Here is a 21,357-nt window from a genome sequence, read left to right as displayed (position 1 = left end):
CGGGAACCTGGCGCGTTCACCTCGCGTTGACCAGGAAGGGAGGGTCCACTGGACCGGAAGACCCTTTGTTCCACAGATCCCGGACGGGTTCCCCCTGCCGCACCATTTGGAGGGCGTACCGTGCACCGCCGGCACAACGGGCTGAAGACCGCCGTACTCCTCGGCGGGCTGTCGGCACTCATCATCGTCATCGGAAGCTTCTTCGGACGGACCGGCCTGATCGTCGCCGTCCTCATCGCGCTCGGGACGAACGCGTACGCGTACTGGAACAGCGACAAGCTGGCTCTACGCGCGATGCGCGCCCGTCCCGTCAGCGAGTTCGAGGCCCCCGCCCTCTACCGCATGGTGCGCGAGCTCTCCACCTCCGCGCGCCAGCCGATGCCCCGGCTCTACATCTCGCCCACCGAAGCCCCCAACGCCTTCGCCACCGGCCGCAACCCGCGCAACGCCGCCGTGTGCTGCACCGAGGGCATCCTGCGCATCCTCGACGAGCGCGAGCTGCGCGGCGTCATCGGCCACGAGCTGAGCCACGTCTACAACCGGGACATCCTCATCTCCTCGGTCGCCGGGGCCCTCGCCTCCGTGATCATGTTCCTGGTGAACTTCGCCTGGCTGATCCCGGTCGGGCGCTCCGACGACGAGGAGGGGCCCGGCATCCTCGGCATGCTGCTGGTCATGATCCTGGGCCCGCTGGCCGCATCCGTGATCCAGCTCGCGATCAGCCGCTCGCGCGAATACGAGGCGGACGCCTCCGGCGCCCAGCTGACCGGAGACCCGTTGGCGCTGGCCAGCGCCCTGCGCAAGCTCGACGCGGGCACCAGGCAGCTTCCGCTGCCGCCCGAGCCCCGACTGGAGACGGCGAGCCACATGATGATCGCCAACCCCTTCCGTCCCGGCCAGGGACTGTCCAAGATGTTCTCCACGCACCCCCCGATGGCCGAGCGCATCGCCCGGCTCGAACAGATGGCAGGCCGGACCCAGTGAAGACCGTTCTGAACGTCATTTGGCTCGTACTCAGCGGCGTGTGGCTGTTCCTGGGCTACTGCCTCGCGGGCCTGATCCTCTGCGTCACCATCATCGGCATTCCCTTCGGGATCGCCGCCTTCCGCATCGCGCTGTACGCCCTGTGGCCCTTCGGCTACACCACCGTCGAGCGCCGCGACGCCGGCGCCGCCTCATGCGTCGGCAACGTGCTGTGGCTCGTCCTGGCCGGCTGGTGGCTGGCCATCAGCCACATCGTCACGGGCCTCGCCCTGTGCGTCACGATCATCGGCATCCCGTTCGGCATCGCCAACTTCAAGATGGTCCCGCTCTCCCTGCTCCCGCTGGGCCGCGAGATCGTCCCGACGGACGCCCCCTTCGCCTCCCGGTAGCGGCTTCGCCTCGTGGTTATCCACAGGCCGGGGCGCTTGTCAGTGGGGTGGTGCACGATGAATGCATGGACGAAGCACAGAAGTTGCCGCAGCAACTTCCACACCGACGACCCAACTCCGCCCGGGCGTACGCAGGGTCCTCAACGGCCTTGCCGGAAACCGGTACCCGGTCCCGCGCCGGCCGCCCGGCAGGCCGCGTCCGGCCGCGCCCTCCGCCCCGGCGCGCCCTGACCTGATCGGCCCTCAACCGGTGTGCCCGCCCCGCCCCCGCGCGGCATGGATCGCCGTCCCCACTCCCTTGCCGCTGCCGCGGCCCGCTCCTTGACGCCTGAATACAGAGCCCACGCGCAGATGTTCGCGATCGCGATCCAGTGAGAGCTCCCGTATGTGACCGCCCCGCGTCCGGCCGTTAGCTGACGTTCCGGGGCCGCGGGAGCGGCGGGAGCGGCGGGCGCTGCCTCTCCCATCCGTCGAGGGCGGTCAGACAGGCGTGGTCCAGATGCCGCAGGCCACTGCGGTCGAGCCGCACCGGCTGGCCCGGCGGCAGACCGTCCAGGGAGTCCAGCAGCTTGGGCAGCCGCAGGAAGCTGGCGGTCCCGACCATCCGCACGCACAGCACGTCCCCTTCCGCCTCCCAGACCTCCTCGATGTGCAGCTGGGAGGTCTCCCACGCCGCCTTGGCCACCGCCAGGCCCAGCCCGACCAGCACGCCCTCGAAGAGGTTGGTGGCCACGATCGCGCCGGCCGTCGCCACCAGGACCACCGCCTCGCCCCGGTGGGTCCGCCACAGGGCGGCGAGCACCTTGACCCGGAGCAGCTTCCACCCCGCGTGCAGCAGCACCCCGGCGAGCGCGGCCAGCGGTACCGCCTCCAGCGCCCGGGGGAAGGCCACGCAGAACAGCAGGAGCCAGCCACCGTGCAGGACCCTGGACGCCCGGGTCCGCGCCCCGGCCTCCACGTTGGTGGCGCTGCGTACGATCACGGCCGTCATCGGCAGCGCCCCGAGCAGCCCACACGTCAGGTTGCCCACGCCTTGGGCCACCAGTTCCCGGTCGTAGTCGGTGCGGGGCCCGTCATGCATCCGGTCCACCGCCGCCGCACTGAACAGGGTCTCCGCGGAGGCGATCAGCGCGAGCGCCACCACGGTCCCGAACGCCCCGACGGAAGCCAGCGCCCCGGCGTCTTCCCAGCGGGGCAGCGACACCGCGTCCAGTACGCCCGTCACCCGTACCCGTTCGACCGGCAGCCCGAACAGCGCGGCCGTCGCGGTGGCCGCGGCCACCCCGACCAGCGCCCCGGGTACGAGCCGCAGCCGGGCCGGCAGCCGGCGCCACGCCACGAGAACGCCGATGGTCCCGACCCCGAGCGCCACGGCCACCCAGTCGCCCTGCGAGCCCAACGCGGCGGTCCCCGCCAGCTTGTCGAGGGTCTTCGCCGGGGCCCGTACGCCGCCCAGGGCGTAGAGCTGCCCGGCGATCAGCACGAGGCCGATCCCGGCCAGCATCCCGTGCACCACGGCGACCGAGATCGCCCGGAACCACCGCCCGAACCGCAGCAGCCCCATGCCCAGCTGCATCACCCCGGCAGCAGCCACCAGCGCCCCGAGCGCGGGCAGACCGTACGCCTGCACCGCCTCGTAGACGAGGACGGTCAGCCCCGCCGCCGGCCCGCTGACCTGGAGCGAGCTCCCGCGGAACCAGCCGGTCAGCAGCCCGCCGACGACCCCGGTGACCATGCCCAGCTCGGCCGGCACGCCGGAAGCGACGGCCACCCCCACACAGAGGGGCAGCGCGACGAGCGCGACGACCACGGACGCCCCGAAGTCTTCGCGGAACGTGCCGGTCCCGGGCATGCGAGTCCCCCTGTCACGCGGTGACGAATGGCACTCAGCGTGACGGGCGCACGAGCCGGTGCCTAGTGACCACCGGGAGCCCTGGCGGAGCACGCGCCGCTCACGCCCGGCGCACCCCACCCGAGAGCCCCGCCCCCGGGTACGGGGGGACACCGTGCGGGGGACACCGCGCGGGGAAACGGGGCGGAGAAACGGCGAGGGCACAACGCGGGCAGCCGTCGAGGCGGTCCTCGGCCTTCGGCGGTGTGCCCCCGTTGTGCCCTGCCGGCTCGCTAGAAGCGCATGCGCGGCTCGCGGACCCGGATCAGCGGTAGTTCACGAACTGGATCGCGAAGTCCAGGTCCTTGCCCTTGAGGAGCGCCTGGACGGTCTGGAGGTCGTCGCGGCTCTTGGAGCTGACGCGCAGTTCCTCGCCCTGGACCTGCGCCTTGACGCCCTTGGGCCCCTCGTCCCGGATGATCTTCGCGACCTTCTTGGCGTTCTCCTGGGAGATGCCCTCCTCGATCGTCGCGAAGATCTTGTACTCCTTGCCGGACAGCTGCGGCTCGCCGGCGTCCAGCGCCTTGAGCGAGATTCCACGCTTGACCAGCTTGGTCTCGAAGACGTCGAGGATGGCCTTCACGCGCTCCTCGGAGTTCGCCTCCATGAGGATCTTCTCGCCGGACCAGGCGATCGAGGCGCCCGTGCCCTTGAAGTCGTAGCGCTGCGAAAGCTCCTTGGCGGCCTGGTTGAGGGCGTTGTCGACCTCCTGCCGCTCGACCTTCGAGACGATGTCGAAACTGGAGTCGGCCATGTGCTGTGGCTCCTTGAAATCGGCTGGCTGTGCCCCGTGGGGCCGCGGCCGGACATCCCCGGACCGCTCCGCAAAGCCTAGCCACCGCGCCCCCGTGCGGTGCTGATCAATCCGGTGGCGAAGCACCCCCGGGCATCGGGTATTGTTTACGTCGTTGCCACGGAGCGCCGCCGCAAGGCGGAAAAACGGCAACATCCCATGGCGGTGTGCCCGAGTGGCCAAAGGGAGCAGACTGTAAATCTGCCGGCTCAGCCTACCCAGGTTCGAACCCTGGCGCCGCCACGCGAGTGAGACCCTCGCCTTCTACGGAAACGTAGGGGGCGGGGGTCTCTTCGCATGTCCGCGAGCGAGGAGCGGCGCGGTGCAAGCGCCCCGCCGAGCGGCCGACGGCGGCTACTTCCCCGGCTGCGTCACCGTCAGGTGGTACGTCGTGTCGACGCGGAAGCCGTTCGTCGTGGCAGCGTCGATCTCCAGCACGAACTGGCCCGGCGGCAGCGGGGTGAGGCCGCACCACAGCCCCCAGGCCACCCGCGGAGTGCCCCCCGCGTGGAAGGTCCTGGAGCTGTACTCGCGCACCGTCAGCGGAGTGCTGTTCAGCGCCGCCGACGCGCGCGCCACGGAGAGCGCCCACGGCTTGGTCACGAACGGCACCGCCCTGCGCTGGGTGTTCAGCACCGGGAAGAACAGCGGACGGGCCGCCGGGACGCTGCACCGCCGCACCACCCGGCCGCCGTACGTGCCCGCGAGGAACCAGAGGTCGTCGGGCTGGCGCCACCCGGCGTTGCGCCCCGTCGTATCGGCGACCGGGCTCTGGTCCTGCGGCGCCGAGAGGGCCCACTTCCACCACCGGGCGGCGAGCCGGCCGCCCTGCGCCTCGCCCACGCGCCACTCGCCGTCGCCCATGCCCACCCCGGTACCCCACGCGACCGCCCCCTGCAGCCGAACCGCAGTGACCCTATCGGGCGCCCCGGGCGCAACGATCAACGCGTCCCGTCGTTCACGGGGCGTGAACTGGACATCGAATACACGTGGCAAGGTCGGCGGCGGAGTCCTCATCGCCCTGCTGGGCGCGGGGCTCCCGGCCCTGCTCGGGGCGGCCCTGCACCCCCATGTCGGGCACTCCTACCAGGAGACCCGGCTCTACTTCGGCACCGCGCGGCCCGGCGGTCAGAGCCCGGTCACCGAGGCGGAGTTCAACCACTTCATCGACCGCGAGGTGACCCCCGCCTTCCCCGAGGGGCTCACCGTCCAGGACGCACACGGCCAGTGGCGCGGCAAGGACGGGACGATCGTCCACGAGACGTCGTACGAGGTGGTGCTGCTCTACCCGGAGCGGGAGGCCGACGACCGCAGCGTGCGCATCGAGCGGATCCGCCAGGCGTACGAGCGGCAGTACGAACAGGACTCCGTCGGCCGCTCCGACGACGAGGTGACGGCGGAGTTCTGACGGCGGCCGGGGGCGGATTCCGGCCCGGGGCGTGCGGTCCCGGCGCGTGCGGGCCCGGGGCGTCCAGGTCCGGGGCATGCGGTCCCGGCGCGTGCGGGCCCGGGCGGGCGGGTACGGTCAGTTGCCCGCCACGTCCTTGACGGCCACCGCGACCGGGGTGGATCCCGAGACGACCTCCAGCGTCAGGCCGGCCGTCGCCGGGGTCTCCACCAGCTCCGCCAGCACCGCCGCCACATCGTCACGCGGGATCGCCCCGGGCCCCGTGTGCGCCTCCAGGCGCACCAGCCCCGTACCGTCGTCGTCGGTCAGCGCACCGGGGCGCAGCACCGTCCACTCCAGGCCCAGGCGCGTACGGAGGTGGTCGTCGGCCTCCCCCTTGGCGCGGAGGTAGTAGTCGAACACCTCCTCGCCCTCGTGACGGGCGTCCGCGCCCATCGAGGAGACCATCAGGAAGCGGCGTACGCGCGCGCGTTCGGCCGCGTCCGCGAACAGCACCGCGGCCGCACGGTCCACCGTGTCCTTGCGTTCGATGCCGCTGCCCGGCCCGGCGCCGGCGGCGAACACCGCCGCGTCGGCGCCCTGGAGGATCCCCGCCACGTGCTCCACCGTGGCCGACTCCAGATCGCACAGCACCGGTTCGGCGCCCGCCTCCCGCAGGTCGTCGCCCTGCTCCGGGTCGCGGATGATGCCCGCGACCTCGTACCCGCGCGCGGAGAGCAGCCGCTCCAGCCGCAGCGCGATCTGACCGTGTCCACCTGCGATGACGATGCGCATGCCCCGACCGTACGACGAGCCGGGCCCGCCCGCCCGCGAACGGGCGGCGAACGGCCGGTGCCGGTTCGGTACGGGTCAGGGGCCCGGCTCCGTACGCCCCTGCCGGGGCAGGTCCAGGGCCACCGCGACCGCCGAGTCGCAGTACTCCCGTACGGCACTCGTACGGGCTACCACCCGGCCGCGGTGGATCACGATCCGGCTGTACGCCAGGGACAGCACCCCCGCGATGCGGTCACCGCGTACGGCGAGCAGCTCCGCCGGGAAACCGGATTCCACCCGGACTTCCGGAAGGCCCATCGCGTCCCGGGCGGCGGCGCTGACCGACTCGTACGCCTCCGCCGGACGCAGACCGCCCTGGGAGGCCAGCAGGTACGCGGCTTCGAGCGGGTCGCCGCGTCCCACGGGGTTGCCCGCGTCCCGCAGTGCTCCGCTGCCCGCCGCGACCCTGACCCCGGCGGAGCGCAGGAGGCGTACGGGCGCGGTGCGCAGGCCCCGGCGCTCCAGGGCGGCGCAGTCGCCCTGCGGGAGGCAGGTCACCCTGACTCCGGCCGTGGCCAGCTCGTCGGCGGCCCGGCCCGCCACGTCGAGCGGGAGCCGCGACATGCCGCCGCAGGGGCCGATGGTCACACCGGGACGCAGGCCGCGGGCCATCGTCGCGAGCCGGGTGAGGCGGGCGGGGTCGTCACCGTCCGTGTGCAGGTCGACGGGGCAGCCCTGCTCGTCGGCCAGTTCGAGGACGGCTTCGAGGTAGCCGGCCGGGTCGGGGTCCAGGTCCGGGCAGCCGCCGATCACCGAGGCGCCCATCTTGACGGCGTCGCGCAGCATGGCCCGCCCGTCCGCCCCGGCGATCCCGGTGAGCAGCCTCGGGACGGCGACCGTCGTCAGGTCGGCGAGGCCGCGCAGGGAGCGCCGGGCCTGCAGCACGGCCTCCATGGGGGCGAGTCCGTGGGCGTCGCCGATCCGTACGTGGGACCGCACGGCGGTGGCGCCGTGGCCCAGCTGGAGCAGGGCGGACTCGGTGGCCCGGCGCTGGACCTCGTCGGTGCCGTACGAGACGGGGCCCTCGCCGTCGGCGGTCAGGGCGGTGTCCCCGTGGGCGTGCGGTTCGGCGGGGGCGGGGAGCAGGAGGTAGCCGGTGAGGTCGACGCGGGGGGCCGGGGCGCGGGGGGTCAGGGCGCGGGAGGCCGGGGCGCGGGAGGGGAGGGCGCCGGCGGTAGCCACCTCCTGGATGCGGCCGCCGCCGAGCCGGACGTCGACGGTGCGGCCGTCGGTGAGGCGTGCCCCGGCCAGGAGCAGCGTGGTGGCTTCGGCGCCCCCGGCGGCCGGCCCCCCGGCGGGGCCGGCCGCCGGGGGGCCGTACCCGCCGCCGTCACCCCGGCCGCCGCGCGGGGGAGGGGAGGGCTGCTGCGGCTGGCTGTCGGACATCGCGCTCCTGCGGTGGCTCGGGCGGTTCCTGGGCCAGGGCCGGTGGCCGGTGGCCTGCGACCCAAGATCACGCAGCGTGTTCAGAGCCTAGGGCGCGGGGGTGTCCGGTTTGTGGAGGAGGGAAATAGTCGTACCGGTGTGGTGGCGCGGAGTGGCGCGGCGCGTTGGGGGGTGGGGGTGTGGCGGGGCGTTGTGGTGCGGGGCGGCGGCGTGGGCACGGGTCCGCGGCCCGGTCGGCTCGTGCGGGTGCGTGACGTCCGCCACAAACTCCGCGAATCGGTGGGGAAAACGGGTCGGACGTGGCTCGTGCGCCGGCCGGGAATCGCGGGCGGAGCGGCCCGGAGCCCGGGCGCCCCAAAGGATTTGGGCGATCGGCGGGCAACCGTGTAATGTCTTCATCGCTCGCCCCAATAGCTCAGTCGGTAGAGCGTCTCCATGGTAAGGAGAAGGTCTGCGGTTCGATTCCGCATTGGGGCTCTGGTGAGAGAGGTTCCCCACCCTCGGTGGGGAGTCGATCACATCAAAGCGGCGTAGCTCAGTCGGTAGAGCAAGCGGCTCATAATCGCTGTGTCACCGGTTCAAGTCCGGTCGCCGCTACACACAGTAGCCGATTGCGGGGTCGGTCTCCCGGTCGGCTACTCTTGTATGCGTTCATCCGTCCCAATTGTCCGTCAAGGAGCACTCACGTGGCTGCCACCGACGTCCGCCCGAAGATCACGCTGGCCTGCGTGGAGTGCAAGGAGCGGAACTACATCACCAAGAAGAACCGGCGTAACAACCCGGACCGTCTTGAGATGAAGAAGCACTGCCCGCGCTGCAACTCGCACACCGCGCACCGCGAGACCCGCTAAGCCTTAGCGAGTCTCGAACACAGGCACCGTCATGAGGTCGTCCCCATTCATTGGGGGCGGCCTCGTGTCGTTTCCGGCCCGCGGCCCGCGCCCCGATGCTCGGTGCCCGATTCCCGGGGCCCGGTACTTGATGACTGACGATCGTGTCCCTCAACTGGAGGTAGTGAGCCATGGCCCTCGACCAGACCTTCGTGGGGCGGAGCTACCCGCCCACCGATCCGTACGAGGTCGGCCGGGAGAAGATCCGCGAATTCGCGGTTGCGCTCGGTGACGAAAATCCGGTGTACCTCGATCCCGAGGCCGCCAAGGCGTTCGGTCACCCGGATGTGATCGCGCCGCCGACTTTTGTGTTCGCCATCACGTTCAAGGCCGCGGGCCAGGTGGTCGAGGATCCGCAGCTCGGCCTGGACTACAGCCGCGTCGTTCACGGCGACCAGAAGTTCGTGTACGTGCGGCCGGTGCGGGCGGGTGACCGGCTGTCGGTGACGTCCACGATCGAGGCCGTGAAGTCGATGGCGGGCAACGACATCATCGACATCCGTGGTGAAGTGCACGACGAATCCGGCGAGCACGTGGTGACGGCGTGGACCAAGCTCGTGTCCCGCGCCCCTGAGGAGGCCTGAGATGACCGCGCAGATCCAGTACGCCGATGTCGAGGTCGGCACCGAGCTGCCCGCGGCGGCCTTCCCCGTGACGCGCGCCACGCTCGTGCAGTACGCCGGTGCTTCGGGGGACTTCAACCCGATCCACTGGAACGAGAAGTTCGCCAAGGAGGTCGGGCTGCCGGACGTGATCGCGCACGGCATGTTCACCATGGCCGAGGCGATCCGGGTGGTGACCGACTGGGTGGGCGACCCGGGTGCGGTCGTCGAGTACGGGGTGCGGTTCACGAAGCCGGTCATCGTCCCGAACGACGAGCGGGGCGCGCTGATCGAGGTCACCGCGAAGGTCGCCGCCAAGCTGGACGACAACCGGGTCCGGGTGGACCTGACGGCCATGAGCGCGGGCCAGAAGGTCCTGGGGATGTCCCGCGCGGTGGTCCAGCTGGGGTAGGGGGCGTTTTCCCTGCGGGGTGTGGGTGGCGGGGTGCGGGGGCTGCGGTGGCGGAGCTCCCCTTGGGCGGTATCAGGGGGTGTTGGGGGCGTCCCGTCAGTCCACTGTCCTTTCGTGTCGGTCCGGTCCGTCAAGGGCGCTCGCTGCGCTCGCGTCGCTCCGCGATGGCCTGCGGCCACCCTTGACTGCCCGTCCCGCCCCAAAACGCCAAAGACTGCCGGGAAGCCCCCAAGGAAACGGCCGGGGGGTCATGTTCCGATGACCCGGTCTCAGCGACGCGAAGCCCCTTCAAGCGCTCGACGCCGGTCGGCAAATTCAGCCCCGCCGGCGATTGAGGCGCGGGGCCTGGGGCGGAGCCCCAGGAAGCCCCGAGCGCAGCGAGGGGGACCACCCACCCGCGCGACAGATCGCTACGCGCTCCCCCCGGCACGGCGTCCGCAGCCCGACATGGGCCGGACATAAGCCGCCAACGACTCGCTACACAGCTGAGCTCGTCTGGCGTCGAACACGCCCACCGGCTGGGCAGAGGCCGGCTGCGCCCAGCTGCGCGGCCGGGGGTGCTCGGGCGGCGAATCCCGCTCGGGGTGGGCCTGGACAAGTTAGTGATTGAGCACTAACTTAACGGCATGGCAAGGATGAGCGCAGAAGAGCGGCGCGAGAGCGTCATCCGCGCGGCGATGCACGAGTTCGCCCGCGGCGGTTACTACGGGACGTCCACCGAGACGATCGCCAAGCGCGTCGGCGTCTCGCAGCCGTACCTGTTCCGGCTCTTCCCGAACAAGCAGGCCATCTTCGTCGCCGCCGTCGCCCGCTGCACCGAAGACATCCGGCTCGTCTTCGAAGAGGCCGCCGAGGGCCGCACCAGCGAGGAGGCGCACCTCGCCATGGGTGACGCCTACCTCAAGCTGATCGCCGAGCACCCCGACAAGCTGCAGATGCAGCTCCAGGCGAGCCTCACCGTCGCCGCCGCCGAGGCCGCCGGCGAGACGGAGTTCGGGGAGATGGTGCGGGCCGGCTGGATGAAGCTGTGGGACACCGTCCACCTCGCGCTCGGGGCCGACGTCGACGAGACCACCGGCTTCATGGCGCACGGGATGCTCATCAACACCCTCGTCGCCCTCGGCTTCCCGCCCGGCCACCGGGTCTGGGAAGGGTGCTACCCCGCGGGCAAGGGCCGGACCTCGTAGGCGTCGGGCAGCGGCCGGGCCGGGGATCCGGCTGGGCAGCGAACTTAGTCAGTGATAACTAATCAGGGGGAGAAATGAACGAACAGGCACCACCCGCGCTCGGCCGCTCCGCCGTCTGGGCCCTCGTCCTCACCGGGGCCGCCAGCTTCATGGCCGCCCTCGACAACCTCGTCGTCACCACCGCCCTGCCCGCCATCCGCGCGGACCTCGGCGGGAAGCTCGAAGACCTGGAGTGGACGGTGAACGCCTACACGCTCACCTTCGCCGTCCTCCTCATGTTCGGCTCCGCCCTCGGCGACCGCTTCGGCCGCCGCCGGCTCTTCATCGGCGGGCTCTCGGTGTTCACCGCCGCCTCCGCCGCGGCCGCCCTCTCGCCCGGCATCGACCAGCTCATCGCCGCCCGCGCCGTCCAGGGCGTCGGCGCCGCCGTCATGATGCCGCTCACCCTCACCCTGCTCACCGCCGCGGTCCCGGCCGCACGCCGGGGCATGGCCCTCGGCATCTACGGGGCCGTCACCGGCCTCGCCGTCGCCAGCGGGCCCCTCATCGGCGGCAGCCTCACCGAGCACGTCTCCTGGCAGTGGATCTTCTGGATCAACGTCCCGATAGGCGTGGCCCTGATCCCGCTCGCCCGCCTGCGCCTCGCCGAGTCCACCGCCCCCGGCGCCCGGCTCGACGTCCCCGGCACCCTCCTCATCAGCGGTGGCCTCTTCGGGATCGTCTACGCCCTGGTCAACGCCAACGCCGAGGGCTGGACCAGCGCTCCCGTGCTGACCGGCCTGATCGTCGGCGCGGCGCTCGTCGGAGGCTTCATCCGGCACGGCTCCGGCAACCCGCACGCCATGCTCCCGATGCGCCTCTTCCGCAACCGCGGCTTCCTCGGGATCAACCTCGCCGGCCTCCTGATGTTCCTCGGCATGTTCGGGTCGATATTCCTGCTCAGCCAGTTCCTCCAGGGCGTCGCCGGCTACTCGCCCACCGAGGCGGGGTTGCGCATGCTCCCTTGGACCGGAATGCCGATGATCGTCGCGCCGATCGCCGGGATCCTGTCCGACCGGATCGGCAGCCGGCCCGTGGTCACCGTCGGGCTCGCCTTCCAGGCCGTCGGGCTCGCCTGGTTCGCGGTGATCCTGAGCGCGGACGTCTCCTACGCGGCCCAGTTGCCCGCCCTCGTCCTCAGCGGCATCGGCATGGCGCTGTACTTCGCCCCCGCCTCCAACGCGCTGATGTCCACCGTCGCCCCCGCCGACCAGGGCAAGGCCTCCGGCACCAACAACGCCCTGCGCGAGGTCGGCGGCGCCCTCGGGGTCGCCGTCCTGGCCTCCGTGTTCTCCGCGCAGGGCGGTTACGAGACCCCGCAGGCCTTCACCGACGGCACCGTCCCGGCGCTGTGGATAGGCGCCGGGGCCGTGGCGCTCGCCGCCGCGCTGGCCATGCTGCTGCCGCGCAAGGCGAAGACCCCGTCCGCCGTGGTCCCGGCCGACCGGATCGCGGGCCGGAAGGTGCCTGCCGCGAGCTGAGCCGAAACGACCGCCGAGCCACGGTCCGTGCCCCGCGAGGATGCGAGGGGCACGGACCGTACTCTTGTCCCCGTGCAGGAACTCCACGACGCCCCCCTCGCCCCGCTGACCACCTTCCGGCTCGGCGGCCCCGCCGCCCGGCTGGTCACCGCGACCACCGACGCCGAGGTCGTCGACGCGGTCCGCGCCGCGGACGCCGCCGGCACCCCGCTGCTCGTCATCGGCGGCGGCAGCAACCTCGTCATCGGCGACAAGGGCTTCGACGGCACCGCCCTGCGCATCGCCACCACCGGCTTCCACCTCGACGGCACCCGGCTGGAGCTCGCCGCGGGAGAGAACTGGAGCGACGCGGTCGCCCGCACCGTCGACGCCGGCCTCGCCGGGATCGAGTGCCTCGCCGGGATCCCCGGCTCCGCCGGCGCCACGCCGATCCAGAACGTGGGGGCGTACGGCCAGGAGGTCTGCGACACCATCACGGAGGTCGTCGCGTACGACCGCACCACCGGCGAAACGGTCACCCTCAGCGCCGCCGAGTGTGACTTCCGGTACCGCAACAGCACCTTCAAGGACCAGCCCGACCGCTACGTCGTCCTGCGCGTCCGCTTCGCCCTGGAAGACGCCGGCGGGCTCTCCGCCCCCATCAAGTACCCCGAGACCGCCCGCGCCCTCGGCGTCGAGGCCGGCGACCGGGTCCCGGCCGCCGTCGCCCGCGAGACCGTCCTGCGCCTGCGCGCCGGCAAGGGCATGGTCCTCGACCCCGCCGACCACGACACCTGGTCCGCCGGCTCCTTCTTCCACAACCCGATCCTGACCGACGAGGCCTACGCCGCCTTCCTCGCCCGCGTCCAGGACCGCCTCGGCGCCGACACCAGCCCGCCCGCCTACCCCGCCGGCGAGGGCCGTACGAAGACCAGCGCCGCCTGGCTGATCGACAAGGCCGGCTTCACCAAGGGCTACGGCACCGGCCCCGCGCGCATCTCCACCAAGCACACCCTCGCCCTCACCAACCGGGGCGAGGCCACCACCGAGGACCTCCTCGCCCTGGCCCGCGAGGTCGTCGCGGGCGTCCACGAGGCCTTCGGCGTCACCCTGGTCAACGAACCGGTGACGGTCGGCGTCAGCATCTGAGGGGTACCGGCCGCCATGCGTTGTCCCCTGCACGGGGCCGGTACGGACCCCACGCGGCTGGTGGGCCGCGAGATCAAGGCGGTCGTCGCGTCCTGGCACGTCTACGAGGGCGAACGCTCCGAGGCCCCGCTCGACGTCTGGCTCCTCGACAGCGAGGGCGAGTCCACCCGCATCACCACCGGCTCCGACCAGTGCCTCATCGTGGAGTCCGAGACCCCGCACCAGCCGTACGACATGGGCGAGTGGGGCCGCATCGAGGTCGGTGAGGACCTCGGCGACCACCCCTTCCTGCGCCACCTCGGCGAGACCGTCGCCACCGTCGCCGAGTACGCCGCGCCCGAGACCGGCCGCACCCTCCTGGAGATCGGCTTCGCCGACGGGGTCCGGGTGCGGGCCGACTGCTACGAAGGGGACCTGCGGCTCACCCGGTGAGCCAGTGGTCGATCCCGTCCAGCAACTTGGCCTGCACCTCCTTCGGCGCCGCGGAACCGCGCACCGACTGCCGCGCCAGCTCCGCCAGTTCCTCGTCCGTGAAGGCGTGGTGGCGGCGCGCGATCTCGTACTGGGCCGCCAGGCGGGACCCGAACAGCAGCGGGTCGTCCGCGCCCAGCGCCATCGGCACCCCCGCCTCGAAGAGCGTGCGCAGCGGCACGTCCTCGGGCCGTTCGTACACCCCGAGGGCCACGTTGGAGGCGGGGCAGACCTCGCAGGTGACCTGCCGGTCCGCGAGCCGCTTGAGCAGCCGGGGGTCCTCGGCGGCCCGGACGCCGTGCCCGACGCGCGCGGCGTGCAGGTCGTCGAGACAGTCCCGCACGGAGGACGGGCCGGTCAGCTCGCCGCCGTGCGGGGCCGCGAGCAGGCCGCCCTCACGGGCGATGGCGAAGGCCCGGTCGAAGTCGCGGGCCATGCCCCGGCGCTCGTCGTTGGACAACCCGAACCCGACGACACCGCGGTCGGCGTAGCGGACGGCGAGACGGGCCAGGGTGCGGGCGTCGAGGGGGTGTTTCATGCGGTTGGCGGCGATGATGACGCGCATCCCGAGGCCGGTGTCGCGGGAGGCGGCGTCGACCGCGTCGAGGATGATCTCGACGGCCGGGATCATGCCGCCCAGCAGGGGGGCGTAGGAGGTGGGGTCCACCTGGATCTCCAGCCAGCCCGCGCCGTCCCGGACGTCCTCCTCGGCGGCCTCGCGGACCAGGCGCCGGATGTCGTCGGGCTCGCGGAGGCAGGAGCGGGCGGCGTCGTAGAGCCGCTGGAAACGGAACCAGCCGCGCTCGTCGGTGGCCCGCAGCTTGGGCGGCGCGCCGGCGGTCAGGGCGTCGGGCAGGCGCACGCCGTACTTGTCGGCGAGCTCCAGCAGGGTGGTCGGCCGCATCGAACCCGTGAAGTGCAGGTGCAGGTGGGCTTTCGGCAGAAGCGTGAGATCGCGTACGTGCTCCATCCGGTGATCCTGCCGTACCGCTGCGCTCGGCGGGAGGGGGTTTTCCTGATCGGGGGCTTGCTCGAACGCGCGCGCGGCCGGTTTCCGGGCTCCGCCCGGTCCCGTGCCTCGAGCGCCGGCGGGGCTGGGAACGGCTCCGGGCGCCGGGAAACAGCTGAGCGGCGCCTCCCGGGTGGGAGGCGCCGCTCAGGGGTGGGTCCATGGGGACCGCCAAAGGCTCAGGCCTTGGCCTCCGCCAGGAGGTTCTGGATGCGGGACACGCCCTCCACCAGGTCCTCGTCACCCAGCGCGTAGGACAGGCGCAGGTAACCCGGGGTGCCGAAGGCCTCGCCCGGGACGACCGCGACCTCGGCCTCGTCCAGGATCAGGGCCGCCAGCTCGACCGAGGACTGCGGGCGCTTGCCGCGGATCTCCTTGCCGAGGAGCTCCTTGACCGACGGGTACGCGTAGAACGCGCCCTCGGGGGTCGGGCAGAAGACGCCGTCGATCTCGTTCAGCATCTTGACCATGGTCTGGCGGCGGCGGTCGAACGCCTTCCGCATCTCCGCGACCGCGTCCAGGTTGCCCGAGACGGCGGCCAGCGCCGCGACCTGCGCCACGTTGGAGACGTTGGAGGTGGCGTGCGACTGCAGGTTGGTCGCGGCCTTGATGACGTCCTTCGGCGCGATGACCCAGCCCACGCGCCAGCCGGTCATCGCGTACGTCTTGGCGACGCCGTTCACGACGATGCACTTGTCGCGCAGGGCCGGGACCAGCACCGGGAGCGAGGTGAACTTCGCGTCGCCGTAGACGAGGTGCTCGTAGATCTCGTCGGTCAGCACCCACAGGCCGTGCTCGGCCGCCCACTCGCCGATGGCGCGCGCGTCGTCCTCGCTGTACACGGCGCCGGTCGGGTTCGAGGGGGAGACGAACAGGACGACCTTGGTGCGCTCGGTGCGCGCGGCTTCCAGCTGCTCGACGGAGACCCGGTAACCGGTGGTCTCGTCGGCGACGACCTCCACCGGGACACCGCCCGCGAGGCGGATCGACTCGGGGTACGTCGTCCAGTACGGGGCCGGGACGATGACCTCGTCGCCCGGGTCGAGGATCGCGGCGAACGCCTCGTAGATGGCCTGCTTGCCGCCGTTGGTCACCAGGACCTCGGACGCGTCGACCTCGTAGCCGGAGTCGCGGAGCGTCTTGGCCGCGATCGCGGTCTTGAGCTCGGGCAGGCCGCCGGCCGGCGTGTAGCGGTGGTACTTCGGGTTGCGGCAGGCCTCGACCGCGGCCTCGACGATGTAGTCCGGGGTCGGGAAGTCGGGCTCGCCCGCGCCGAAGCCGATCACCGGGCGCCCGGCGGCCTTGAGGGCCTTGGCCTTGGCGTCCACGGCGAGGGTGGCGGACTCGGAGATTGCGCCGATACGGGCGGACACCCGGCGCTCGGAGGAAGGCGTTGCAGAGGTCATGCGGCAATCGTCCCAGACGGCAAACCGGCGCCGCACACCGTTTCAGCTACCGGACGGAGAAGATCCGCATCGCCCCCGGCGGCTTCTGTTCGACGTCAGGGCCCAGACCACGTACACTCACCTGTCGTTGGTCCTCACCAGCCGCCCCAGAGCGTGAGCACTCCGTGCACCCGCCCGGATGCGGTAGGTTGAGGAACGCAAAGGGTCGTAGCTCAATTGGTAGAGCACTGGTCTCCAAAACCAGCGGTTGGGGGTTCGAGTCCCTCCGGCCCTGCTCCACACTCCTTCTCGGACGTGTGCGCAGGTACGTACTTCGATGCAACGCCGTGCGGCGCAACCGGGCGCGGCTACGGCCACGACCCGGATTCAGGTGAGAGACGTGACGGACGCCCTGGGCTCCATCGACATGCCTGACGCCGAGGACGACACCCGCGAGAAGAAGGCCCGCAAGGGCGGCAAGCGCGGCAAGAAGGGTCCTCTGGGCCGGCTCGCGCTCTTCTACCGCCAGATCGTCGCGGAACTCCGCAAGGTCGTCTGGCCGACTCGCAACCAGCTCACGACGTACACCACTGTGGTGATTGTCTTCGTCGTCATCATGATCGGTCTGGTGACCGTGATTGACTATGGGTTCCAGGAAGCCATCAAGTTCGTCTTCGGCTGATCCCCGCGGAGGGCGGCGCCTTGATGGGTGCCGCCCGTTTTCGCATGTTCGACCACCTTTTGTATCCAGGAAGAAGCAGCCACCGTGTCTGACCCGAACCTGAACGCGAGCCACGACTCCGTCGAGTCCGTCGAGGACGAGCTCGACATCGTCGAGGCGGCGGACGCGGACCTCGATGAGGCCGAGGCCGCCGACGCCGAAGCGGGTGCCGCTGCCGAGGAATCCGCCCTGCACGTCGAGTCCGACGACGAGGTCTCCGCCGACGAGGCCTCCGACGAAGCCGACGCCGATGACGCTGCGGCCGCCGACGCCGCCGAGGCCGGGTCCGACGACGAGTCCGCTGCTGATGACGCCGCCGACGCCGACGCCGTGGAGGACGCCGCCGAGGCCGAGGCCGAAGAGCCCGCCGAGCCGGTCGACCCCATCGAGGCGCTGCGCAACGAACTCCGCCTGCTGCCCGGCGAGTGGTACGTGATCCACACCTACGCGGGCTACGAGAAGCGCGTGAAGGCCAACCTGGAGCAGCGCGCCGTCTCGCTGAACGTCGAGGAGTTCATCTACCAGGCCGAGGTGCCCGAGGAAGAGATCGTCCAGATCAAGAACGGCGAGCGCAAGAACGTCCGGCAGAACAAGCTGCCCGGTTACGTTCTCGTCCGCATGGATCTGACGAACGAGTCCTGGGGCGTCGTCCGCAACACCCCGGGCGTCACCGGCTTCGTCGGCAACGCCTACGACCCGTACCCGCTGACCCTGGACGAGATCGTCAAGATGCTCGCCCCGGAGGCGCAGGAGAAGGCCGCCAAGGCCGCCGCGGAAGAGGCCGGCCTGCCCGCGCCCGCCGTCAAGCGCCAGATCGAGGTCCTCGACTTCGAGGTCGGCGACTCGGTCACCGTCACCGACGGCCCGTTCGCGACGCTCCAGGCGACGATCAACGAGATCAACCCGGACTCGAAGAAGGTCAAGGGCCTCGTCGAGATCTTCGGTCGCGAGACCCCGGTCGAGCTGAGCTTCGACCAGATCCAGAAGAACTGATCTTCTGAATCCACGCTTCCGAACAGGTCAGAACGTCCCGTAAGGGGCGGTCTGACCTGCTCGGTTTTCAGCCCCGCACCGATACCCGTTATCGTGGTGCGGTATGCCTCCATCCGGATGACCGGATTGGCGGCGAAAAACTCTCACTAGGACCCGGAGAGAGCAATGCCTCCCAAGAAGAAGAAGGTCACGGGGCTTATCAAGCTCCAGATCAAGGCCGGTGCGGCCAACCCGGCTCCGCCGGTCGGCCCCGCGCTCGGTCAGCACGGCGTCAACATCATGGAGTTCTGCAAGGCCTACAACGCCGCGACCGAGTCGCAGCGTGGCATGGTCGTGCCGGTGGAGATCACGGTCTACGAGGACCGCTCCTTCACCTTCATCACCAAGACTCCGCCGGCCGCGCGCCTCATCCTGAAGAGCGCGGGCATCGAGAAGGGCTCGGGCGAGCCGCACAAGACCAAGGTCGCGAAGCTCACGCGTGACCAGGTCCGCGAGATCGCCACGATCAAGCTTCCCGACCTGAACGCCAACGACCTCGACGCCGCCGAGAAGATCATCGCCGGCACCGCCCGTTCCATGGGCATCACGGTCGAAGGCTGATTCAGCCACCCCAGCACCACCAGTGGTAGGGCCAAGCGCTGGCCCGCACCACGACTCCATGCCTGAATCCGAAACACAGGAGCAGAAGTGAAGCGCAGCAAGACTCTCCGCGCTGCGGACGCCAAGGTCGACCGGGAGAAGCTGTACGCCCCGCTCGAGGCCGTCCGTCTCGCCAAGGAGACCTCCACGACCAAGTTCGACGCCACCGTCGAGGTCGCCTTCCGCCTGGGTGTCGACCCGCGCAAGGCCGACCAGATGGTCCGCGGCACCGTGAACCTCCCGCACGGCACCGGTAAGACCGCCCGGGTCCTGGTCTTCGCGACCGGTGACCGTGCTGCGGCCGCGGAAGCCGCCGGCGCCGACATCGTCGGCGACGACGAGCTGATCAACGAGATCGCCAAGGGCAACCGCCTGAACGAGTTCGACGCCGTTGTCGCCACGCCGGACCTCATGGGCAAGGTCGGCCGCCTCGGCCGCGTGCTCGGTCCCCGTGGCCTGATGCCGAACCCGAAGACCGGCACCGTCACGATGGACGTCGCCAAGGCTGTCACCGAGATCAAGGGTGGCAAGATCGAGTTCCGCGTCGACAAGCACTCGAACCTGCACTTCATCATCGGCAAGGTCTCCTTCACCGATGAGCAGCTGGTCGAGAACTACGGCGCCGCGCTGGACGAGATCCTTCGTCTCAAGCCGTCCGCCGCCAAGGGCCGCTACGTCAAGAAGGCCGCCCTCAGCACTACGATGGGCCCCGGCATCCAGCTGGACTCCAACCGCACCCGGAACCTCCTCGTCGAGGAAGACCCGGCCGCCGTCTGAGTCCGACCGGGCCGAGCCTGACGCGCGTCACGGCTCACCGAGTGGCTGAACGGGCCCCTCGCTCCCCTCACGGGGAGCGGGGGGCCCGTTCGCGCATACCCGTTCGACCGTCGTCATGACCCACCAGTAATGTGCCTGCTGATCAGCAGAGACAGGGGTGGGGATTTCCATGAGCGTGAACGCGTACCGCAAGAAGACCGTCGTGGCCGTGGCCGCGGCCGTGCTGCTCGCCGGCGGGGCCACCGCCTGCGACGGCGGCAAGAAGGACGGCGCCGCCGCTCCCTCGAAGAGCGCTGCCGGCGCGTCCGGTGCTCCCGGCGCGCAGAAGCCGGTGCAGGTGGAGCCGGCCGCCTACCTGGAGCAGGTGAGGAAGGGCTCCGAGGAGATCACCTCGTTGCGCTACACCATGTCCGGCAGCGTGGCCGGCCAGCCGGTCTCGGGTGACGTGGCCATGCGCATGAAGCCCGAAGTGGGCATGTCGATGAAGATGGCCTCCCCGGAGGCCGAGGGCGGGACCGTCGACCTGCGCCTCATCGGCGGCGTGATGTACATCGGCAGCGAGGGCAAGTTCCTCAAGCTCGACCTCAAGAGCGCGAACCCGGACGCGGCGGCCCAGCTGGACGCCCTCGGCAAGGCCGGCCAGAGCGGCGAGAACCCGGGCGACCGGGCGGGCCAGCTCCAGGGCGCCAAGGACCTCAAGATGGTCGGCGAAGAGACCATCGACGGGCAGAAGACCACGCACCTGTCCGGAACGGTCAGCCTGGACCAGATGAAGGCCGCGGCGGCCGCGGGCTCGCCCGAGGCCAAGGAGCGCCAGGACAAGTCCGTCAAGCAGCTCGAGGCCCAGGGCGTGCAGAGCCTCGTGGTGGACATGTGGATCGACGGCACCCACCACACCAAGCAGGTGCGCACCCAGGGCCAGACCGCCAAGGGGCCTATGGACGTCACGATCAAGTTCACCGACTACAACAAGCCCGTCGAGATCGTGGCGCCCCCGGCCGACCAGGTCGTGGACCTCGCCGAGATGATGAAGGACGGCGGCGCCCAGGGCTGAGCCCCGGGGACCGGGAGGCGGGCCCGAGGGCGATTTGCCTCGGGTCGCGTGCTTCACGTACAGTTCCCCAGAAGCCAAAGACCGCTGGTCGTTGCCGTGCCCGCAAGGGTGCGGCGGCCGAAGGATCCGCTGGATGCGGACGACCCGCGTAGGTGACTGAGGAAAGTTCCCGGATTTCACGATCCGGTTGAGCTACGCCCTGGCGCCTGCGCCGGGGCGTTTTGTATGTAGCCCCTTCTGAGCGGTCCTCATCACCCGGAAGGAGGCCGACGCACTATGCCGACGCCCAACAAGGCTGCCGCGGTAGCCGAGCTCACGGACGCGTTCCAGAGCTCGAACGCCGCCGTGCTGACCGAGTACCGGGGTCTCACCGTCGCGCAGCTCAAGACGCTGCGTCGCTCTCTCGGTGAGAACGCCCAGTACGCCGTGGTGAAGAACACGCTGACCAAGATTGCGGCCAACCAGGCCGGGATCACCGCGCTGGACGAGCACTTCGCTGGTCCGACCGCGGTCGCCTTCATCACCGGTGACCCGGTGGAGTCGGCGAAGAGCCTGCGTGACTTCGCCAAGGACAACCCGAACCTCATCATCAAGGCGGGTGTCCTTGATGGTAAGGCGCTCACCGCTGATGAGATCAAGAAGCTTGCGGACCTCGAGTCCCGCGAGGTTCTGCTCAGCAAGCTGGCCGGCGCGTTCAAGGGCAAGCAGTCCCAGGCTGCCTCGCTCTTCCAGGCGCTGCCGTCGAAGTTCGTCCGCACCGCGGAAGCGCTTCGCGTCAAGCTCGCCGAGCAGGGCGGTGCCGAGTAATTCGGCTCGCGCACTGATCCACGCCGCCTAGTGCGTGGGTCGTAGCGGGCCGTTACGCCCGCCTCTATATACATCCGGCACCTGCCGAATTAGTGGAA

23 protein-coding genes and 4 tRNA genes are annotated in these 21,357 nt (G+C 70.8%); 20 read left to right on the top strand and 7 right to left on the bottom strand.

The annotated features are described in order from the left end of the window. The first annotated feature begins 120 nt into the window (after positions 1–120). Positions 121–984, top strand: a complete 864-nt coding sequence (gene htpX, locus OG861_RS13265) for a zinc metalloprotease HtpX (RefSeq protein ID WP_329197444.1) — start codon at positions 121–123, stop codon at positions 982–984. Then, complete coding sequence (locus OG861_RS13260) at positions 981–1,373, top strand: YccF domain-containing protein (RefSeq protein WP_329197446.1); 393 nt, start codon at positions 981–983, stop codon at positions 1,371–1,373. Before htpX ends, OG861_RS13260 begins: the two co-directional genes overlap by 4 nt. Before the next feature lie 409 nt (positions 1,374–1,782). Here the strand turns inward: OG861_RS13260 and OG861_RS13255 are convergent, their stop codons facing one another. Both OG861_RS13255 and OG861_RS13250 read right to left on the bottom strand, forming a co-directional pair. After that, positions 1,783–3,225 (bottom strand): SulP family inorganic anion transporter, encoded by a 1,443-nt coding sequence (locus OG861_RS13255; protein ID WP_329197447.1) that lies wholly within the window; start codon positions 3,223–3,225, stop codon positions 1,783–1,785. 304 nt (positions 3,226–3,529) lie between these two features. Then, positions 3,530–4,018 (bottom strand): YajQ family cyclic di-GMP-binding protein, encoded by a 489-nt coding sequence (locus tag OG861_RS13250; RefSeq protein ID WP_329197449.1) that lies wholly within the window; start codon positions 4,016–4,018, stop codon positions 3,530–3,532. A gap of 200 nt (positions 4,019–4,218) precedes the next feature. Here OG861_RS13250 and OG861_RS13245 point away from each other — a divergent pair. After that, positions 4,219–4,300 (top strand) — tRNA-Tyr (locus OG861_RS13245). Positions 4,301–4,411: 111 nt separating this feature from the next. Here OG861_RS13245 and OG861_RS13240 read toward each other — a convergent pair. Then, positions 4,412–4,921 (bottom strand): hypothetical protein, encoded by a 510-nt coding sequence (locus OG861_RS13240; protein WP_329197450.1) that lies wholly within the window; start codon positions 4,919–4,921, stop codon positions 4,412–4,414. A gap of 103 nt (positions 4,922–5,024) precedes the next feature. On the opposite strand from OG861_RS13240, the gene OG861_RS13235 reads away from it, so the two are divergent. Beyond that, entirely contained in the window at positions 5,025–5,465 is a 441-nt protein-coding gene (locus OG861_RS13235) for a DUF3574 domain-containing protein (RefSeq protein WP_329197452.1), read from the top strand. 117 nt (positions 5,466–5,582) lie between these two features. On the opposite strand, the gene OG861_RS13230 is transcribed toward OG861_RS13235, so the two are convergent. Both OG861_RS13230 and OG861_RS13225 read right to left on the bottom strand, forming a co-directional pair. Continuing rightward, entirely contained in the window at positions 5,583–6,239 is a 657-nt protein-coding gene (locus tag OG861_RS13230) for an SDR family oxidoreductase (RefSeq protein WP_329197453.1), read from the bottom strand. A 75-nt stretch (positions 6,240–6,314) separates the two neighbouring features. Beyond that, a complete protein-coding gene (locus tag OG861_RS13225) occupies positions 6,315–7,664 on the bottom strand; it encodes an amidohydrolase family protein (RefSeq protein WP_329197455.1) in 1,350 nt (449 codons plus the stop codon). A 404-nt stretch (positions 7,665–8,068) separates the two neighbouring features. Here OG861_RS13225 and OG861_RS13220 point away from each other — a divergent pair. The 9 genes from OG861_RS13220 to OG861_RS13180 all read left to right on the top strand — a co-directional run bounded on the left by OG861_RS13220 (position 8,069) and on the right by OG861_RS13180 (position 13,835). Continuing rightward, a tRNA-Thr gene (locus OG861_RS13220) sits at positions 8,069–8,141 on the top strand. A gap of 47 nt (positions 8,142–8,188) precedes the next feature. Then, positions 8,189–8,261 (top strand) — tRNA-Met (locus tag OG861_RS13215). Positions 8,262–8,350: 89 nt separating this feature from the next. Then, positions 8,351–8,515 carry a 50S ribosomal protein L33 gene (gene rpmG, locus OG861_RS13210; RefSeq protein WP_003956487.1) on the top strand — a complete coding sequence of 55 codons (165 nt, stop codon included), beginning with the start codon at positions 8,351–8,353 and terminating at the stop codon, positions 8,513–8,515. Between the two features lie 170 nt (positions 8,516–8,685). Continuing rightward, complete coding sequence (locus OG861_RS13205; RefSeq protein WP_329197457.1) at positions 8,686–9,138, top strand: MaoC family dehydratase N-terminal domain-containing protein; 453 nt, start codon at positions 8,686–8,688, stop codon at positions 9,136–9,138. Between the two features lies 1 nt (position 9,139). Then, a complete protein-coding gene (locus OG861_RS13200) occupies positions 9,140–9,568 on the top strand; it encodes a MaoC family dehydratase (RefSeq protein WP_329197459.1) in 429 nt (142 codons plus the stop codon). 626 nt (positions 9,569–10,194) lie between these two features. After that, positions 10,195–10,755, top strand: coding sequence for a TetR/AcrR family transcriptional regulator (locus OG861_RS13195; protein WP_329197461.1), 561 nt, complete (start codon positions 10,195–10,197; stop codon positions 10,753–10,755). Between the two features lie 74 nt (positions 10,756–10,829). Beyond that, positions 10,830–12,275, top strand: a complete 1,446-nt coding sequence (locus tag OG861_RS13190) for an MFS transporter (protein WP_329197463.1) — start codon at positions 10,830–10,832, stop codon at positions 12,273–12,275. A 72-nt stretch (positions 12,276–12,347) separates the two neighbouring features. Continuing rightward, positions 12,348–13,403, top strand: coding sequence for a UDP-N-acetylmuramate dehydrogenase (locus OG861_RS13185; RefSeq protein WP_329197464.1), 1,056 nt, complete (start codon positions 12,348–12,350; stop codon positions 13,401–13,403). Positions 13,404–13,418: 15 nt separating this feature from the next. Next, positions 13,419–13,835 carry a hypothetical protein gene (locus OG861_RS13180; RefSeq protein ID WP_329197466.1) on the top strand — a complete coding sequence of 139 codons (417 nt, stop codon included), beginning with the start codon at positions 13,419–13,421 and terminating at the stop codon, positions 13,833–13,835. On the opposite strand, the gene OG861_RS13175 is transcribed toward OG861_RS13180, so the two are convergent. Together OG861_RS13175 and OG861_RS13170 are read right to left on the bottom strand one after the other, a co-directional pair. Next, a complete protein-coding gene (locus OG861_RS13175) occupies positions 13,825–14,844 on the bottom strand; it encodes an adenosine deaminase (RefSeq protein WP_329197468.1) in 1,020 nt (339 codons plus the stop codon). The genes OG861_RS13180 and OG861_RS13175 overlap by 11 nt on opposite strands. A gap of 218 nt (positions 14,845–15,062) precedes the next feature. Continuing rightward, on the bottom strand, positions 15,063–16,289 hold the full coding sequence (locus OG861_RS13170) for a pyridoxal phosphate-dependent aminotransferase (protein ID WP_329197470.1): 1,227 nt from the start codon (positions 16,287–16,289) through the stop codon (positions 15,063–15,065). A 201-nt stretch (positions 16,290–16,490) separates the two neighbouring features. On the opposite strand from OG861_RS13170, the gene OG861_RS13165 reads away from it, so the two are divergent. The 7 genes from OG861_RS13165 (at position 16,491) to rplJ (ending at position 21,259) form a co-directional block, all read left to right on the top strand. Then, positions 16,491–16,563: transfer RNA gene (locus OG861_RS13165), tRNA-Trp, on the top strand. 105 nt (positions 16,564–16,668) lie between these two features. Next, a complete protein-coding gene (secE, locus tag OG861_RS13160; protein ID WP_030298162.1) occupies positions 16,669–16,950 on the top strand; it encodes a preprotein translocase subunit SecE in 282 nt (93 codons plus the stop codon). Between the two features lie 84 nt (positions 16,951–17,034). Beyond that, positions 17,035–17,982, top strand: coding sequence for a transcription termination/antitermination protein NusG (gene nusG, locus OG861_RS13155; RefSeq protein WP_329197473.1), 948 nt, complete (start codon positions 17,035–17,037; stop codon positions 17,980–17,982). Between the two features lie 165 nt (positions 17,983–18,147). Beyond that, positions 18,148–18,582: a 50S ribosomal protein L11 gene (rplK, locus tag OG861_RS13150; RefSeq protein WP_136213216.1), complete on the top strand. Its 435-nt coding sequence runs from the start codon at positions 18,148–18,150 to the stop codon at positions 18,580–18,582. Positions 18,583–18,669: 87 nt separating this feature from the next. Continuing rightward, positions 18,670–19,398, top strand: coding sequence for a 50S ribosomal protein L1 (gene rplA, locus OG861_RS13145; RefSeq protein ID WP_030154662.1), 729 nt, complete (start codon positions 18,670–18,672; stop codon positions 19,396–19,398). Between the two features lie 169 nt (positions 19,399–19,567). Next, complete coding sequence (locus tag OG861_RS13140; protein WP_329197476.1) at positions 19,568–20,452, top strand: LppX_LprAFG lipoprotein; 885 nt, start codon at positions 19,568–19,570, stop codon at positions 20,450–20,452. Between the two features lie 276 nt (positions 20,453–20,728). After that, complete coding sequence (rplJ, locus tag OG861_RS13135) at positions 20,729–21,259, top strand: 50S ribosomal protein L10 (protein ID WP_214936399.1); 531 nt, start codon at positions 20,729–20,731, stop codon at positions 21,257–21,259. Positions 21,260–21,357: the final 98 nt, after the last annotated feature.

The sequence above is a fragment of the Streptomyces sp. NBC_00539 genome (assembly GCF_036346105.1).
In the GTDB taxonomy this organism is placed as follows: Bacteria; Actinomycetota; Actinomycetes; order Streptomycetales; family Streptomycetaceae; genus Streptomyces.
Note: the sequence above shows the minus strand (reverse complement) of the source record. Positions and strands in the feature narration are given on the sequence as shown.

What these genes read in the sequence shown, in the direction of transcription:
- OG861_RS13255 (WP_329197447.1), bottom strand. Translation starts at nt 3,225, where the DNA reads ATGCCCGGGACCGGCACGTTCCGCGAAGACTTCGGGGCGTCCGTGGTC.
- OG861_RS13250 (WP_329197449.1), bottom strand. Translation starts at nt 4,018, where the DNA reads ATGGCCGACTCCAGTTTCGACATCGTCTCGAAGGTCGAGCGGCAGGAG.
- OG861_RS13240 (WP_329197450.1), bottom strand. Translation starts at nt 4,921, where the DNA reads ATGGGCGACGGCGAGTGGCGCGTGGGCGAGGCGCAGGGCGGCCGGCTC.
- OG861_RS13230 (WP_329197453.1), bottom strand. Translation starts at nt 6,239, where the DNA reads ATGCGCATCGTCATCGCAGGTGGACACGGTCAGATCGCGCTGCGGCTG.
- OG861_RS13225 (WP_329197455.1), bottom strand. Translation starts at nt 7,664, where the DNA reads ATGTCCGACAGCCAGCCGCAGCAGCCCTCCCCTCCCCCGCGCGGCGGC.
- OG861_RS13205 (WP_329197457.1), top strand. Translation starts at nt 8,686, where the DNA reads ATGGCCCTCGACCAGACCTTCGTGGGGCGGAGCTACCCGCCCACCGAT.
- OG861_RS13200 (WP_329197459.1), top strand. Translation starts at nt 9,140, where the DNA reads ATGACCGCGCAGATCCAGTACGCCGATGTCGAGGTCGGCACCGAGCTG.
- OG861_RS13195 (WP_329197461.1), top strand. Translation starts at nt 10,195, where the DNA reads ATGGCAAGGATGAGCGCAGAAGAGCGGCGCGAGAGCGTCATCCGCGCG.
- OG861_RS13190 (WP_329197463.1), top strand. Translation starts at nt 10,830, where the DNA reads ATGAACGAACAGGCACCACCCGCGCTCGGCCGCTCCGCCGTCTGGGCC.
- OG861_RS13180 (WP_329197466.1), top strand. Translation starts at nt 13,419, where the DNA reads ATGCGTTGTCCCCTGCACGGGGCCGGTACGGACCCCACGCGGCTGGTG.
- OG861_RS13175 (WP_329197468.1), bottom strand. Translation starts at nt 14,844, where the DNA reads ATGGAGCACGTACGCGATCTCACGCTTCTGCCGAAAGCCCACCTGCAC.
- OG861_RS13170 (WP_329197470.1), bottom strand. Translation starts at nt 16,289, where the DNA reads ATGACCTCTGCAACGCCTTCCTCCGAGCGCCGGGTGTCCGCCCGTATC.
- rplK (WP_136213216.1), top strand. Translation starts at nt 18,148, where the DNA reads ATGCCTCCCAAGAAGAAGAAGGTCACGGGGCTTATCAAGCTCCAGATC.
- OG861_RS13140 (WP_329197476.1), top strand. Translation starts at nt 19,568, where the DNA reads ATGAGCGTGAACGCGTACCGCAAGAAGACCGTCGTGGCCGTGGCCGCG.
- rplJ (WP_214936399.1), top strand. Translation starts at nt 20,729, where the DNA reads ATGCCGACGCCCAACAAGGCTGCCGCGGTAGCCGAGCTCACGGACGCG.